The 13953-nt window shown below is 54.0% G+C and carries 13 protein-coding genes; 4 read left to right on the plus strand and 9 right to left on the minus strand.

Annotation, left to right across the window (positions count from 1 at the left end; translation table 11 throughout):
- The first annotated feature begins 12 nt into the window (after positions 1-12).
- Both A3GO_RS0106485 and A3GO_RS22825 read left to right on the plus strand, forming a co-directional pair.
- Positions 13-1944 carry an LTA synthase family protein gene (locus A3GO_RS0106485; protein ID WP_051301897.1) on the plus strand — a complete coding sequence of 644 codons (1932 nt, stop codon included), beginning with the start codon at positions 13-15 and terminating at the stop codon, positions 1942-1944.
- The gene (locus tag A3GO_RS22825; protein ID WP_051301898.1) at positions 1944-2720 is read left to right on the plus strand and encodes a phosphatase PAP2 family protein; all 777 of its coding nucleotides are present in this window, start codon (positions 1944-1946) and stop codon (positions 2718-2720) included. Before A3GO_RS0106485 ends, A3GO_RS22825 begins: the two co-directional genes overlap by 1 nt.
- Here the strand turns inward: A3GO_RS22825 and A3GO_RS26055 are convergent.
- Positions 2704-3045, minus strand: coding sequence for a hypothetical protein (locus tag A3GO_RS26055; RefSeq protein ID WP_157606742.1), 342 nt, complete (start codon positions 3043-3045; stop codon positions 2704-2706). The two genes, A3GO_RS22825 and A3GO_RS26055, sit on opposite strands and share 17 nt — an antisense overlap.
- Positions 3046-3224: 179 nt before the next feature.
- On the opposite strand from A3GO_RS26055, the gene A3GO_RS0106500 reads away from it, so the two are divergent.
- Both A3GO_RS0106500 and A3GO_RS22830 read left to right on the plus strand, forming a co-directional pair.
- On the plus strand, positions 3225-3542 hold the full coding sequence (locus A3GO_RS0106500) for a DUF1244 domain-containing protein (protein WP_029132718.1): 318 nt from the start codon (positions 3225-3227) through the stop codon (positions 3540-3542).
- Positions 3543-3646: 104 nt separating this feature from the next.
- Positions 3647-4276: a hypothetical protein gene (locus A3GO_RS22830; protein ID WP_037374776.1), complete on the plus strand. Its 630-nt coding sequence runs from the start codon at positions 3647-3649 to the stop codon at positions 4274-4276.
- Positions 4277-4328: 52 nt separating this feature from the next.
- Here the strand turns inward: A3GO_RS22830 and A3GO_RS26680 are convergent, their stop codons facing one another.
- From A3GO_RS26680 to A3GO_RS22840, 8 genes are all read right to left on the minus strand, one after another.
- Complete coding sequence (locus A3GO_RS26680) at positions 4329-4970, minus strand: sulfur globule family protein (protein WP_037374778.1); 642 nt, start codon at positions 4968-4970, stop codon at positions 4329-4331.
- A 166-nt stretch (positions 4971-5136) separates the two neighbouring features.
- On the minus strand, positions 5137-5478 hold the full coding sequence (locus tag A3GO_RS0106515) for a sulfur globule family protein (protein WP_029132719.1): 342 nt from the start codon (positions 5476-5478) through the stop codon (positions 5137-5139).
- Positions 5479-5652: 174 nt separating this feature from the next.
- Complete coding sequence (locus tag A3GO_RS0106520) at positions 5653-6771, minus strand: hypothetical protein (RefSeq protein ID WP_029132720.1); 1119 nt, start codon at positions 6769-6771, stop codon at positions 5653-5655.
- A gap of 14 nt (positions 6772-6785) precedes the next feature.
- Positions 6786-8045 (minus strand): vWA domain-containing protein, encoded by a 1260-nt coding sequence (locus tag A3GO_RS0106525; protein WP_037374779.1) that lies wholly within the window; start codon positions 8043-8045, stop codon positions 6786-6788.
- Between the two features lie 23 nt (positions 8046-8068).
- Positions 8069-9115: an AAA family ATPase gene (locus A3GO_RS0106530; protein ID WP_029132722.1), complete on the minus strand. Its 1047-nt coding sequence runs from the start codon at positions 9113-9115 to the stop codon at positions 8069-8071.
- Between the two features lie 148 nt (positions 9116-9263).
- Positions 9264-10178 (minus strand): KPN_02809 family neutral zinc metallopeptidase, encoded by a 915-nt coding sequence (gene ypfJ, locus A3GO_RS0106535; RefSeq protein WP_029132723.1) that lies wholly within the window; start codon positions 10176-10178, stop codon positions 9264-9266.
- Positions 10179-10311: 133 nt separating this feature from the next.
- A complete protein-coding gene (locus tag A3GO_RS0106540; protein ID WP_245621679.1) occupies positions 10312-11457 on the minus strand; it encodes a YbfB/YjiJ family MFS transporter in 1146 nt (381 codons plus the stop codon).
- Positions 11458-11744: 287 nt separating this feature from the next.
- Positions 11745-13946: a putative bifunctional diguanylate cyclase/phosphodiesterase gene (locus tag A3GO_RS22840; RefSeq protein ID WP_051301899.1), complete on the minus strand. Its 2202-nt coding sequence runs from the start codon at positions 13944-13946 to the stop codon at positions 11745-11747.
- Positions 13947-13953 lie beyond the last annotated feature (7 nt).

Consider the following 13953-nt stretch of genomic DNA (forward strand, 5'->3'; position numbering starts at 1 on the left):
AGATAAATTCTGATGCAGGCACGACACTCCAACAGCCGATATTCGTTGATTGGCTATATTCTGTTAATCGCGCTGGCCGGTTTCTTTATTACCCGAACTCTGCTGCTGGTGGCGGCATTCCCGGAAGCCGACCTGTCGATCATAGCATTTTTGAAGGTCTATCTTCTGGGGCTGATTTACGATTTGGCATTTTATAGTTATGCGCTGATACCGGTTACCCTGTATCTGTTGTTAATACCTGAACGGATCTGGAAAACTAGACTGAACCGTGGTTTTGTGCAACTTGCGATCTTTGCGACTATATATTGCCTCGGGTTTATTGTAGCGGCAGAGCTGCTGTTCTGGGATGAGTTCAGTGTTCGTTTCAATTTTATATCCGTGGATTATCTGGTGTACCGGCGTGAAGTGACGGATAACATCCGCGAGTCTTACCCGTTACCGCTCTACCTCAGCGCCATTTTTGTTGTCAGTCTGTTTGTATACTGGCTGATTGCTGACAGGATCAAGGCTGTTCTTGATGTCCGGGAGACATTCCGGCAACGCGTGGTCTATGCGGGTGGGATACTGCTGCTACCGGTGGTGAGCTTTTTGCTGGTTAATCAGGATCTGCGTGAACTGTCCAATAACAGCTATCAAAATGAGCTGGCCAGTAACGGCCCCTATCAGTTTATTGCCGCCTTCCGGAACAATGAGCTGGATTATTACAAGTTCTATCAGACGCTGCCCGACTCAAAGGCCGCCTCGCTCCTGCAGAAGGAGATCAGTCAGGGAGCGGCCGTTGCCCCCAGCTTCGACATCCGGCGGTATATTGATAACCCGGGAAGCGAGCGACACCTTAATGTATTTCTGGTAATGGTTGAGAGCCTGAGTGCCGATTATCTTGGTGTATTCGGCAATACCGAGTATCTGACGCCAAATCTGGACCGTCTGGCCGGCCAGTCCATGCTGTTTACCAATCTGTATGCCACCGGCACCCGGACTACCCGGGGGCTGGAAGCCGTCACTTTGTCAATACCGCCGACACCCGGACGTTCCATTGTCAAGCGTGTAGGGCATGAGACAAATCTCTGGTCGATCGGTAATGTACTAAAACAGAAAGGCTACGACGTCGAATTCATCTATGGCGGGCGCGGCTATTTTGAGAACATGAATGCCTTTTTTGCGGGTAATGGTTACGGCATTATCGATCAGTCAAGTACGCCGGACAGCGAAATGGGCTTTACCAACGCCTGGGGCATGGCAGATGACGACCTGTATGCCCAGGCCATCAAGGCGGCGGACTCTGCGTATCGGGCCGATAAGCCGTTCTTTTTTCATCTGATGACCACAACCAATCACCGACCCTATACCTATCCGGATGGTCGTATTGATATTCCCTCCGGCAGTGGCCGGCCTGGCGCGGTAAAATATACCGACTGGGCGATTGGCGAGATGCTTGCAAAGGCGCGGCAGAAGCCCTGGTTCAAGGATACCCTGTTTGTCATTGTCGCCGATCATACCTCCGGTAGCGCGGGCAAGGTTGCCCTGCCGGTCAGGCAGTATCATATTCCCATGCTGATCTACAGCCCTGAACATATTAAGGCGCAAAAGGTGGATACCCTGTCGAGCCAGATCGATGTGGCGCCCACTCTGCTGGCGTTGTTGAATATGGATTATGACTCGGCCTTTTTTGGCAAGAACATATTGACCATGCAGCCGGACGATGAACGGGCGCTGATCGGTAACTATCAGAAGCTGGGTCTGTATGCCGACAACCGACTATCGATCCTCAGCCCAAAACGGCGCATGACCAGGCAGGTCAATCCGAATGCATCAGCGCCTGTAGAGACCACGCTTGTTGCGCCGGATGCCGATATCGAGCGGGATATCGCCTATTATCAGGGGGCCAGTTACATATTTTCCCAGCACCTGAATGCCTGGGAACCGCCAGCGGTTACTCAATAATGCAACACAATAATAATTTCTTACGCAACCATCTTGTTCTGCCACTGTTGCTGTTTGTGCTGCTGGTGGGGTTGCTGGAGATCAGTTCACTGGATCTCTATATTGCGGATCTGATCTACCAGGCGGGTGGGCCCGGTTGGACGCTGAAGAACAGCGTGCTGTTTTCCGACATCCTGCATACCAACGCCAAGGCGCTGGTGAAGATACTCGCGGTGATCCTGTTCGCGGTTGCCATTATCAGTCAGTTTGTTACCCGTATGCGACCCTACCGCCGGGCGATCTGGTATCTCGCACTGGTGATGCCCCTGTCCGGACTACTGGTTGGCATCGGTAAGGAGCTTACCCATGTCGATTGCCCCTGGGATCTGTTGCGCTATGGGGGAGAGCATCCGTATCTCGGGCTATTCGAACCACATCCGGGCGATTTCAAATATGGTAAGTGTTTTCCGGCGGCGCATGCCGGTGCCGGCTATACTTTCCTGGCGCTCTATTTCTTCCTTGCCGTGTTACGACCGGAATGGAAACGCCTTGGTCTGATAACCGGGATCACCATGGGCCTGATATTTGGCATCACCCAGCAGATACGCGGCGCCCACTTCATATCTCATGACCTGTGGACAGCGGCGATCTGCTGGTTCAACAGCCTGGGCTGGTACTGGCTCGCCTTTCTCAGAAAAAAGCGTTCAGCCCGGGATGGGGATGTACCCGTTCCTTTAAATGACCCGGAATGGGAAAACGCCGGGTCATCGGTTGCCATGATCACCAGCGAAAAATAATGGTCCCGGAAGAGTGGCCGTAATCGTATCGATGGCCCGGCCTGCCGTAATGGTTCCAGTATTGTCTGCTTGGGCGATACTGACTATTCAAGCGGTGATGCCAGGCCCGGTTGTGGGAATGCCCGTGTCGATGCCGGATGATTTTTTTCTCGCGGTGAGTAAAACGGTCATCACGATGGGAATTCCAACCAACTTGCCTTTGTTGGTATTGGCTATCCTGATTTTTCACGAAGCCACTTCCGTCGTGTCGGCCTCCTGCCTGGACCTGCGTCACGACTGCAAGTGATAGTGAGGTGATGATCAACGCCTTGGTTAAAAGTTTCATTCCGATTCTCCTCTGTATTTTCCCGGTACGCCTAAAGACTACGACCTGATGGCTGAATGGTGCCTGAATGGGACGGAATAATTTTGCTGTGAAATAACCTTGTGGTTTCCCTTTTGTTTGGTTCTGAACAAAGGGTTAGATTAGATCCATATGCAGATGAACCGAGATTGGAGGCGTTTATGAATGAAATGGATAGAATCAAGCTGGAAGCGGCTGCATTCCGTGGTCTGGTAGGTCATCTTCGAGAACGGACCGATGTGCAGAATATCGACATTATGAATCTGGCCGGTTTCTGCAGGAACTGCCTCTCGAAATGGTACAAGGCGGCAGCTGATGCACAGGGTATTTCCATCACCAAGGATGAGGCGCTGGAAGCCATCTATGGTATGCCCTACGATGCCTGGAAGGCGAAATATCAACAGGAGGCCACTCAGGAACAGAAGGATCGGTTCAATCAGACCAAGCCGCTGCATGCCAAAATCAGCGGACATGTTTAACAGTACGGTACGGTTACGACCCCGGAGCAAGCTGAATATTACCCGGTCGATATCTATGCCATACTGCCCAGCCAAAGATTGTCCCGGTTCCCGAAGGAAATACCATGACAAAACCGACGCTGGAAGAGATTCTGGGGCGTCTGCAGAAGCTGCAGGCCGAACTGGAAATAGAGATCGACCAACTGCTGAAGGAGAAGCGTCGGCAGTTTCATTATACTCTTGAACAGGGAAAGGTTCGGTTCGAGCAGGGCTTCAAGGCGTTACAACGCCAACAGCGAATCGGACTCTGGCGTTATCTTCTTGGCGCCAGGCTTGCGCACGTGCTCTCTGCACCGATCATCTACAGTGTTATTGTGCCGCTGGCTTTACTGGATCTGATGATCACTCTTTACCAGCATACCTGCTTCAGGATCTATGGTATCCCGCTGGTCCGCCGGTCCGACTATATGAGCGTGGACCGGCTGCAACTCTCCTATCTGAACGCCATCGAAAAGCTGAATTGTCTGTACTGCAGTTATGGCAATGGTGTGGTGGAGTATTGCCGGGAGATCAGCGCGCGCACGGAACAGTACTGGTGCCCGATAAAACATGCGCGGCGTACTCCGGACCCGCATCACCGGGTTGATAAGTTCTTTGACTATGGTGACGCTGACGCCTATAAGCAGAAACTGCAGAGTTTGCGTCGCCAGTGGGAGGAGAGTGCCCCGAAAAATACGCCAGAATCCGGAGGCTGAAGTTGGGGAGGTGCGATACGGGCACGCGGCCCGCACCGCACTTGTTTTTACATTACTGCTGCTTGGCGCGACGTTCCTGCATCGCCTGATGCATTGCCTCGTGCTGGGCTTCCATCTGTTTTTGTGCTTCCGCACGACGGGCTTCCATCTGTTTCTGTGCCTCGGCGCGGCGCTCTTCGCGCTGCTTCTGCATCTCGGCACGCTGTGCCTCCATCTGCTTGATCATCTCTTCCCGCTGGGCGTTCGCCTCGGGATTGTCCGAGTTGAAAGGCGCCATGGGATAGGCAAATGGCGGCTGTCCGGGTGCTGATTGCTGAAACTGGCTGCGCTGGGCTTCCATGGCTTCGCGCATCGCCTGATGCTGGGCCTGCATGGCCTTTTGCTGTTCTTCGGTCATGTAGGCGGGTGGAGGAGCGACAGGTCCATAAGGATGGACACCGGCACCATAAGGTGCGCCATAGCCACCATAGTAGGGGTTACCATAGCCGCCATAGTAGGGGTTACCATAGCCATAACCGTTACCGTGGGTATAGGCATTGCCGCGACCGCGGAAACTCATGTTGAAATCTCCGGAACCGTCACCAAGACCGTTGCCGAATCCATTTCCATTCCAGGGATTGCCGCCCCACCAGGCGCTAGCGATCATACAGGTTGTGGTCAGGGCAATCGCTACAATTAACTTGGTGATTTTCATTGTATTAACCTTAGTGGGTTGATGACAGAGAAGGGTAGTTCATTTTCCCCGAGTCCTACCTGCGGACTCGGGGAAAATGAAGTTCTGCACAGTTCTTAACGGAACTCTTACAATCGGCACATCCCTGTGCTTGCATCCTTTGATCACATGGTGACCAGATGACCAATTATTGAGCGGCAGGTGCCTGCGGAGCTACTGGTGCGCCTGGTGCCGGGTATCCGTAAGGTGCGCCGTAACCATAAGGAGCTGCACCATAAGGAGCCGCGCCATAAGGAGCACCATAGCCGTAAGGTGCGCCGTAACCACCATAGTAGGGGTTGCCATAGCCATAGCCGTTACCACGGGTATAGGCATTGCTGCGGCCGCTGAAGTTCATGTTGAAATCACCGGTACCGTCTCCCATACCGTTGCCCATTCCATTCCAGGGACCGCCGCCCCACCAGGCAGAAGCAGTGGCGGATGCGGACAACATGGCGACAACAGCAGCAATCTTTGCAAATTTGTTCATGGGTATCTCTCCTGAAAACCTTGATTAAGTATATGTCTTGTTCTGTAAAGCGCTACAGCTCGCCTTAACTGTGAGTAAGAATATAAGAAATTACTAAAATAGTAAACAACTATTTAATAAAAATATTAATAGTATTCAATATCAATGCGTTAGCTGTTGTGTAATGGGTGAAGATCAGCCTTGACGTCCCAACAGGCAGGCCAGATGCCGAACCATTGGTTGTGAAACAGGCTGGATTTTTTTTCGCATGACCGACCCTACAGCGTCCGTCAGACTGAGGATAGGCGTAAGGACGCTGTCATCCATATGAGCCAGAAACAGCATGGCGTGTATTTCCGCCCTCAATTCGGGAAGTCTTTTCGATAATTGGAAAAGGGGGCCGTCATTGTCAGCTATCAACGATTCGACCACGCGATCAATTTCACTGATCTCGCGCAGTTCACCGGTGTGGGACCGGGCGCTGGAAAAATAGTTGCCTACGGCTTTGAACAGGCTGCTGACCACGTCCTGGTTGGCCGGGCGCGACACCACGTCAATCACCGCATTGGCAAATGTCTGGCCACGACTGTCCAGCAGTTTCTCTATGAGTATGGCGTAGTGATTGCCCTGATCCGTCAACGGTGCTATTGCAGAACGATAGGATTGCAGGTCGTTTCTGGGTGGCAACTGGTCAGGCAGCTCGTCAGGGACTGTTTCCAGGAATCCCACCCGATAGCTCTTCGAGGAGCGTCCCCTGTTCCAAAGCCGCTGTTTGAGATTGTCATCAATCAACCCCGGCTGGAGTACCAGGCGCACAGTTTCCAGCATTTGTTGAGGTTCGGTCTCAAAGGGAAGATGTTCCACCAGAAAGGCAGCCAGTTCCGGCGCCAGCGAACCAGCCGCCACGGCCGGTTGTTCCAGCATTCGTCTGGCATACTCGGCTTGTGGTTCACACCACCAAGCCAATTGGGCGAGTTCATTGGTCAAACCCGGCGAACAGACTACCGCCATGACCGCCTCCGGTTCCGCCAGTTTCAGCAGGCTGGACATCCGGGTGCTTTCAACTTGTCCCATGCGTGTCCAGCGCTGAATAAAAACGGGATAACCGCCGGGGGAGTCAAGTGCGATTCCGGCGAGCAGTTCGCGCACTTTTTTGAGATACCTGTCCGGATTGCCGTCGGGGTGCAGGATAACTCTCAGCTCTTTTTCGCCCTTTTTGCCATATACCTCCATGCTGTTCTCGTTGATACGAATGGCATCGGCGTTGACGGCAAGCACGTTCAGGCGCAGCAGATCTTCGTGTGTCAGTTCCATGTAACCTGCGGTCCTCAATTGAGCTGGATGCGTTGACCCCAGGGGATCTCCGCCTTGCCTTTGATCAGCCAGATCACCGGCATCGCCGGTTCGTGTTCAGGGAAATCGCCCTGGGCATCGGTAAAATAGATCAGCAGGTCGCAGTGGGCATCGTGTTGTGCAACCCACTCAAACACCGGTCTGAAATCGGTGTCGCCACCACCTTTGAACGCATGGGGCAACTGGAGTTGTTCCCAGGGTTCGGCAATCCAGGGGCCGTCAGGGGCCAGGACGGCATCGCAGGCCAGGAGGGTAATACGCGCATTGGCCTGCCCCTTAATGGCGTCGATTTCTGAAATGAACTGGCGCATCTCTTCATGGCTGACAGACCCGCTGGTATCCAGCCCGATCACCACTTTCAATTCGCTGCTGCGCAGACTCGGGAGTATGGCATCGCCCTCCCGGCGTGATGGCCTGGCCCAGTTGTAATCCTCCCGGGCGGTAGCGGTCATGTATTTGGCAAGCAGCATGCGCCAGGGAATTTGCGGTTGCAGCAGGTGGCCGATCATGCGTCCCAGTTCACCGCCCATCTTGCCGGCCTGCATTGCCTGCTGATGCGCGCCGGCCAAACGCTGGGTCCATTGCACGGCCAGTTGTGCCTGCTCAACCGGTGACAGCGGGTCGGGTTGTCTGGCGCCTGTCGGTGATGAGTCTGAAGCAGGCTGGCGGTTTGCCGCCGGTTGTGGTTCCGCCGGCTGTTGCCCGGGCTGATCGGCACTTTTTCCCGAAGGTGGTTGATCTTTCGGGCTGTCTCCGCCGTTACCCGGGCTGCCACCGGGACTGGAGTCGCTCCGATCATAAATGTGGTGATCATGGGTGTTCATCTGATCACTCTCGGCGATGCAAGGGTAAATCTCTTCGGCGGTCATACCCTCAAATTCAACCAGGTGCAGGGCCCCGGGACAGGGCTCCAGCTGTTCGGCGATCAGTAATGGGTTGATCGCCAGATCACAGGCGATATCCCAGCGATATTTATCCCGGTGCATTCTCCTGGCGAAATGGGAGAGCGCGCAGTGCAGTGCTTCATGGGCCAGGACAAACTGGGTCTGTTCCAGGGTCAGGGCATCAATGAAATCGACATTGTAGTAAAAGGCGCGTGCATCCGTCGCGGTAGTCTGACACCAGGAGGGATCTGCTTTGAGCATGGGCAGGCGCAGGACCAGGGCGCCAAGGAACGGTTTGTCCAGAATCAGGCGCGTCCTGGCGGCGCTGAGTTTTGTTTCAATCTCACTCATCGTCTGCCTTTTTCGGCCTTGTGCTACAGATCGTAAAGCATCACATCGGCGACTGCCTCGGCCCAGGGAGCAAACTCTGGTATGCCGAACAGATCCTGACCGATGGCGCGATGCATATCCGAAACCAGCATGATGCCCATCTCCCGTTGGGGGAATCGGCCGGCATATTCGAGAATACGTCCATACACCTTCTGTTCGTTGTCGCTGCCCCGGGCTTTGACGGCCCGCGCGACCAGGGCGGAAGCGACAGCGTACTGCAGGTCTATCTCGTTTGGCACAAGAACCGCTTCACCCTCCAGTATGGCGTCGATATCGGGCAGTTTATCCAGGTTGTTAACAAAGGCCGCCAGCTCGATCCCTGCCGCCGGCCCGACACAGGCCTGCAGGGTATCGCAAAGCAGATCCGGTAATGTGCCGAACTTTTGCAGCCCGCGATGGGCAAATTCCCATGAGCGGGGAGTGGGAAAGGCTACCGGATTGTGGGCGGGATCAAAATCAAATAGCCGCTCGGGGCGGAAGCGCAGAAATGCGATCACCCGTTCATCAATACGGTTATCATAGGCCCAGGCGACCCAGTCATCCAGATGGGTATCCACTTCAAAATGGGTAAACCGGTTGGCCAGTGGAGCCGGCATGGTGTAGGTGACCCCCCGGTCGCCTTGCCTGTTTCCAGCAGCAAAAATGGCCCATCCCTCCGGTACGGAGTATTCGCCCAGACGCCGGTCAAGAATCAATTGATAGGCTGCGGCGGAGACACTCGGTGGTGCGGACGTGATCTCGTCAAGAAACAGGATACCCCGTTCACCCTGTGTGTCGGCATGTGGAAGCAGCGCCGGTTCGGCCCACTCAACGCGTTCACCACTACGGAATGGAATGCCGCGCAGGTCGCTTGGCTCCATCTGCGAGAGGCGTATATCTATTACCGGCACCTGGTGGCGATTACCCACCTGGCTGACCAGTTGTGACTTGCCCACACCGGGTGGTCCCCAGAGCATGACGGGTGTGTGGTGGCCTTGCTCGGTACTCAGGTATTCACGGTCCAGAATGGCCGATATCGCGGCTGGTCGCATGGTACTCCCTTGTTTGAACGGTGGTGCGGGCGGTATTTTCAGCTAATAACCTACCATATAACTGGGAAAAGCAAATAATAAGAGATAGTGATGGCAGCGATTGAATAGTTTATATATTCGCAGTTGTGGGCATCGAGTCATCAGCTCGTTACAGCGTTGCTGCGGAAAATGTATCGCACTCTTTTAATGTGCCGCTTCGAAAGCCCTTGTTGAACCACGCGACGCGCTGGGTCGACCGACCATGGGTAAATGAATCCGGTGTCACATGACCCTGTGATTGTTTCTGCAGGCGGTCGTCTCCTATGGCGCTCGCCGCGGTCAATGCCTCTTCTGCATCGCCTTGTTCCAGCAATTGCCTTGAGCGATCAGCATGATGCGCCCAGATACCGGCAAAACAATCTGCCTGTAGTTCCTGTCGTACCGATAGCTTATTTGCCTCAGTCTGGGAGAGGGAGCGTTTTGCCTGATGTACTTTGTTTGAGATGCCCAGTAGCGTCTGTACGTGATGTCCAACTTCATGTGCAATCACGTAGGCCTGTGCAAAGTCTCCCGGTGCTTTAAAGCGGTTTTTCAGGTCGTTATAAAAACTGAGATCAATATAAACTTTCTGATCGGAAGGGCAGTAGAATGGTCCGGTTGCCGCCTGACCCAAGCCGCACGCGGAGCGCACCGCGCCGCGAAAAAGTATCAGTTTTGGCTCTTTGTAGGAATCACCCATCTGTTTGAATAGCTCGTGCCAGGTTGTTTCGGTGTCAGCCAGGACGACTGAAACAAAACTGACCAGTTCCTCTTCTGCAGCACTTTGCTTGACCGGACCTGATGGCTGTGGGTCAGCAGACTGAATACTGTCTCCACCCAACATGCCGCCGAGATTCCCTGTGAAGATGCCATAGGCGCCGAGCGCCAGGATAGCGACCACGCCACCCTTGAGCCCAAACAGCTTGAAGATCATCGGTAGCAGATTAAGCATGCCACCGCGACCGCCGATTCCACCGACAGAGGGGCCGCGATTGCCTCGTCGATCCTCCACATTGCTGCTCTGTTTCTGACCACGCCAACGCATTGTTCTACTCCAGTTGCCCAGGGTTGAATTCGGCTTTCTGATCAATTACCTGCCAATCTTACCAGCTTCTTGTTTGATGGAAGCGGATCTATACAGATTAATGGTAAACCTTTGTCAAATCAGTCCGGCGGAATCAATTAAATCCCGCCTGTAGTTTTCCGGGTTCCCTGAATGCCAGTAGCAGTATCAGTAGCAGGCCGACACCCATGATAATGGCGGCAAGATAAAGCGAGCCGTTGTAGGTCCCGGATGTTTCAGCCAGGGTACCGGCGAGCGCCGGAGCGGCGATCTGGGCTACGCCATAGCTGAGGGTCAGTTTGCCCATCGGTTTGGCCGGTTTTGTCGGATAGAACTTACCCATCATCGTCAGCATCAGACTGACGATGCCGATAAAGGTGCCGCCATAAAGTGCGGCGCTGAATAGCACCAGAAAGAGATTGGCATCGAACAGGGTAGGTAGGATGATGCCGATGATCTGCAGCGCAAATGCCAATGCCAATGCTTTCAGCTCGCCGGTTTTTCTGGCGATACGATCCCAAATAAAACAGGCAGGTGCCGCCGCCAGTCCGACTGCCAGCCAGGCCAATTCACCGTTTCCCTGCAGTGCGGGTTCGGCTTCCACGATCACCACCAGAAATGTGGCGCTAATAACATAGCCAAAACCGGCACAGAAATAACTGCTGAACAGCAGGATTGTCCAACTGCGAGGGGGAGGTCGGTCTTCCATTTTCACACCGCTGGTAGTGAACGGGCTGCTGTCGGGACGGGGCAGCCATCCCCACGCAGGGATGAACAGGACTAGCCCAATCACCGTCAGAGCCAGCCACTGCTGGTCCCAGCTGAGATGGCTGGCCATCAGGTCAACGGCTACCGCGCTCAAAACGATGCCCAGGCCAATGCCGCTGAAATGAATACCGAGCTCCATTCGGTGGTTATGCCTGATCAGCCAGTTGAGGATCAAACCTGAACCTATAAGCAGTCCGGCAGCGCTGCTCAGGCCGGCCAGAAAACGCATAATACCCCAGAGCCACATGCTTTCGCTGAAGGCCATTCCGGCGGTTGTGACCAGTGCCAGGACCAGGCCGATACGGTAGAGGGTGTCCTTAATCTGCAGATTGCTGATAGAGGCAGCTATCAGTGCGCCCCCCATGTAGCCGAAATAGTTAAAGGTCGCCAGCCATCCGCCGGTGGCATCGCCCAGTCCGGTCTGGGATTGCATGATCGGTAGTAGCGGCGTATAGGCAAAACGCGCAATGCCGAGGGTAAGGATCAGGCTCATGACGCCTGCAAACAGAACTTTGATGTGTGATGGAGAAGGGGACATCGGCATACCTGGATAGTGACGATCCGATAGTATACCCGTCCGGCCATGTGAGTTTATAAAATAGTTGCGTTATAAACCATTTGGAAACAATGGTATAAGCTGTGGGTATTGCGACAGGATGTGTGTATTGGGCCGCGGTGATGGCATTGCATCGTCAGGTGTGAACCGAGGGCTTATTCGGCTGGAGTCGATGACGAAAACTCGCCGGGGTAGTGATGCTCTGTTTGTTAGTGCTGGCGCCGCTACAGATAGCCTTTTTTCAGAAACAGTCCGGCCTGTTCTTTTGGCATGGGTCGACTGAACAGGAAGCCCTGGGCGTGGGGACAGCCGAGCCGCTTGAGCTGCTGATGCTGAATCTCCGTTTCCACCCCTTCCGCTATAATCCCCAGCCCCAGTTCCTTGGCCATGGCGATAATGGCGGTGACGATAGAGTTTCTGCTGCTGGTGGCGCGTATCCCGCTCACAAAGGAGCGGTCAATCTTGAGTGTACTCAGTGGGAGGGATTGCAGGTAGCCCAGTGAGGAGTAACCGATGCCGAAGTCATCAACGGCGATACAGATACCCGCAGCGTGCAATTGCCGCAGTTTATTGATGACCTGATCCATATCCTGGATCAGTACATTCTCTGTGATTTCCAGCTCAAGCGCGGAGCCGGGAATCCCATGTTTGGTCAGAGTATTGAACACCTGATGTTCGAAATCAGCTTGCGCCAACTGTTTTGAAGAGACGTTGACCGCCAGCTTTAGCTGATCATGCCCGGCCTTTCGCCATTTACTCAATTCCGCGCAACCGGCATCCAGCACCCACATGCCGATCTCATTGATCAGGCCGTTCTCTTCCGCTACTGGGATGAACTCCGTGGGGCTGATATTGCCTGCTTCGGGATGCTTCCAGCGTAACAATGCCTCCATTCCGGAAACAATGCCGGACTGCAGGTCGATCTGCGGTTGAAAATAGACCTGTAGTTGCTCTTCATCTATGGCGCGCCGGAGTCCGGTGTCCAGCGAGAGATGCTGGTCGGCCGTCGCTTTCATACTGTTGGAAAAGAACTCGTAGCCATCCTTGCCGTGTCGTTTGACATGATACATGGCGATATCGGCGTGCTTGATCAAAGTGTCCATGGTTTCTCCGTCATCGGGGAACAGTGCTATGCCGATACTAAAGCTGACGAATACCTCAACCCCGTCGATGAAAATGGGCGCTTTCAGGTTGTCCAGGACCTTCTCCACCAAGCGAATGGCGTCGACCCTGCCGGACACTTCAGGTACCAACAGATTGAACTCGTCACCGCCGACTCTGGCCAGGGTATCGCTGTCCCGCAGGCTGTTCCGCAGGCGGTTGGCAACTGTCTGCAGCAACTGATCGCCGGCGACATGACCGAGTGAGTCGTTGATTACCTTGAACCGGTCCATGTCGAGATACATCAGTGCCAGCTGACTGCTGCTCCGCTTGGCCTGGGAAATGGCCAGTCCGAGGCGGTCCCGCAGCAGTGCCCGGTTGGGTAACTGGGTCAACAGGTCGTGATAGAGCTGGAAGTTTATTATCTCTTCTGCCCGTTTGCGCTCACTGATATCCCGCGCGACACCATAGGTTCCGACATAGCATTTTTCACTATTGTTACCGGTGTCGCGATAGATGCCCATTGAGTTCAGCTCGATGGAGACAGAGCGGCTCTCAAAATAACGGCTGGGCTGAGCATTATCCCTGCAGCGCAGTCTGAATTCCACGTTTCGGCTGGCGCGGTCACCGGTGCGACGTTCGGCAAAGGCATATTTTGCCTTCTCTATATCCTCTTCGTGCACCACTTCTGAGTAATGATGTCCAATCAGATCATCTTTCTGGTAATCCAGCAGCTGGCTGATGCGATCATTCACAAAGCAGAAGTAACCTGCCTCATCAAGCATGTAGATGATATCTGGAGAGTTATCGACAATGAAACGATAACGGTATTCGGACGCTTCGAGTCTCTGGTGGACCTGTTTGAAATCCCGTTCCAGGTTACGTTTTTTCAGTACATTTTCAATAATGCCGAGGAGTTCAACCGGATTGTACGGTTTGCGCAGAAAATCGTGGACTCCATGCCTGAGGGCTTCGGTGGCGTTTGCGAAGGTCGCTTCGCCACTGACAATCACCACATCAATGCCGGGGAAGTCGGCTTTAAGCAGTTCCAGAAACTCCAGCCCGGAGATTTCCGGCATGTTCAGATCCAGCAGGACCAGTTCAATGGGTTTCTCACGCAGTATATCCAGCGCAATATGCCCGTTTGCGGCGATAATGCTCGAATGTCCGTAGGCCTGAAGGAGATCACGAACGCTTTCGCGCATGCGAACCTCATCATCCACCACCAGAATCCTGGCCGGTTCATTCTGGGCTGAATTGGTGGTCCTACCGGTTAGCTGGGGCAAAAAGTCGCTCCCCAGCCAGGATTCCGTGGACTTCATCATTGTATCT

The organism is Sedimenticola selenatireducens DSM 17993, from assembly GCF_000428045.1.
GTDB classification, from domain to species: domain Bacteria; phylum Pseudomonadota; class Gammaproteobacteria; order Chromatiales; family Chromatiaceae; genus Sedimenticola; species Sedimenticola selenatireducens.

Bases quoted from the DNA above. Each gene is read 5' to 3' on its own strand.
- A3GO_RS0106485 (WP_051301897.1), top strand. From the start codon at position 13: ATGCAGGCACGACACTCCAACAGCCGATATTCGTTGATTGGCTATATT.
- A3GO_RS22825 (WP_051301898.1), top strand. From the start codon at position 1,944: ATGCAACACAATAATAATTTCTTACGCAACCATCTTGTTCTGCCACTG.
- A3GO_RS26055 (WP_157606742.1), bottom strand. From the start codon at position 3,045: ATGAAACTTTTAACCAAGGCGTTGATCATCACCTCACTATCACTTGCA.
- A3GO_RS0106500 (WP_029132718.1), top strand. From the start codon at position 3,225: ATGAATGAAATGGATAGAATCAAGCTGGAAGCGGCTGCATTCCGTGGT.
- A3GO_RS22830 (WP_037374776.1), top strand. From the start codon at position 3,647: ATGACAAAACCGACGCTGGAAGAGATTCTGGGGCGTCTGCAGAAGCTG.
- A3GO_RS26680 (WP_037374778.1), bottom strand. From the start codon at position 4,970: ATGAAAATCACCAAGTTAATTGTAGCGATTGCCCTGACCACAACCTGT.
- A3GO_RS0106515 (WP_029132719.1), bottom strand. From the start codon at position 5,478: ATGAACAAATTTGCAAAGATTGCTGCTGTTGTCGCCATGTTGTCCGCA.
- A3GO_RS0106520 (WP_029132720.1), bottom strand. From the start codon at position 6,771: ATGGAACTGACACACGAAGATCTGCTGCGCCTGAACGTGCTTGCCGTC.
- A3GO_RS0106525 (WP_037374779.1), bottom strand. From the start codon at position 8,045: ATGAGTGAGATTGAAACAAAACTCAGCGCCGCCAGGACGCGCCTGATT.
- A3GO_RS0106530 (WP_029132722.1), bottom strand. From the start codon at position 9,115: ATGCGACCAGCCGCGATATCGGCCATTCTGGACCGTGAATACCTGAGT.
- ypfJ (WP_029132723.1), bottom strand. From the start codon at position 10,178: ATGCGTTGGCGTGGTCAGAAACAGAGCAGCAATGTGGAGGATCGACGA.
- A3GO_RS0106540 (WP_245621679.1), bottom strand. From the start codon at position 11,457: ATGAGCCTGATCCTTACCCTCGGCATTGCGCGTTTTGCCTATACGCCG.
- A3GO_RS22840 (WP_051301899.1), bottom strand. From the start codon at position 13,946: ATGATGAAGTCCACGGAATCCTGGCTGGGGAGCGACTTTTTGCCCCAG.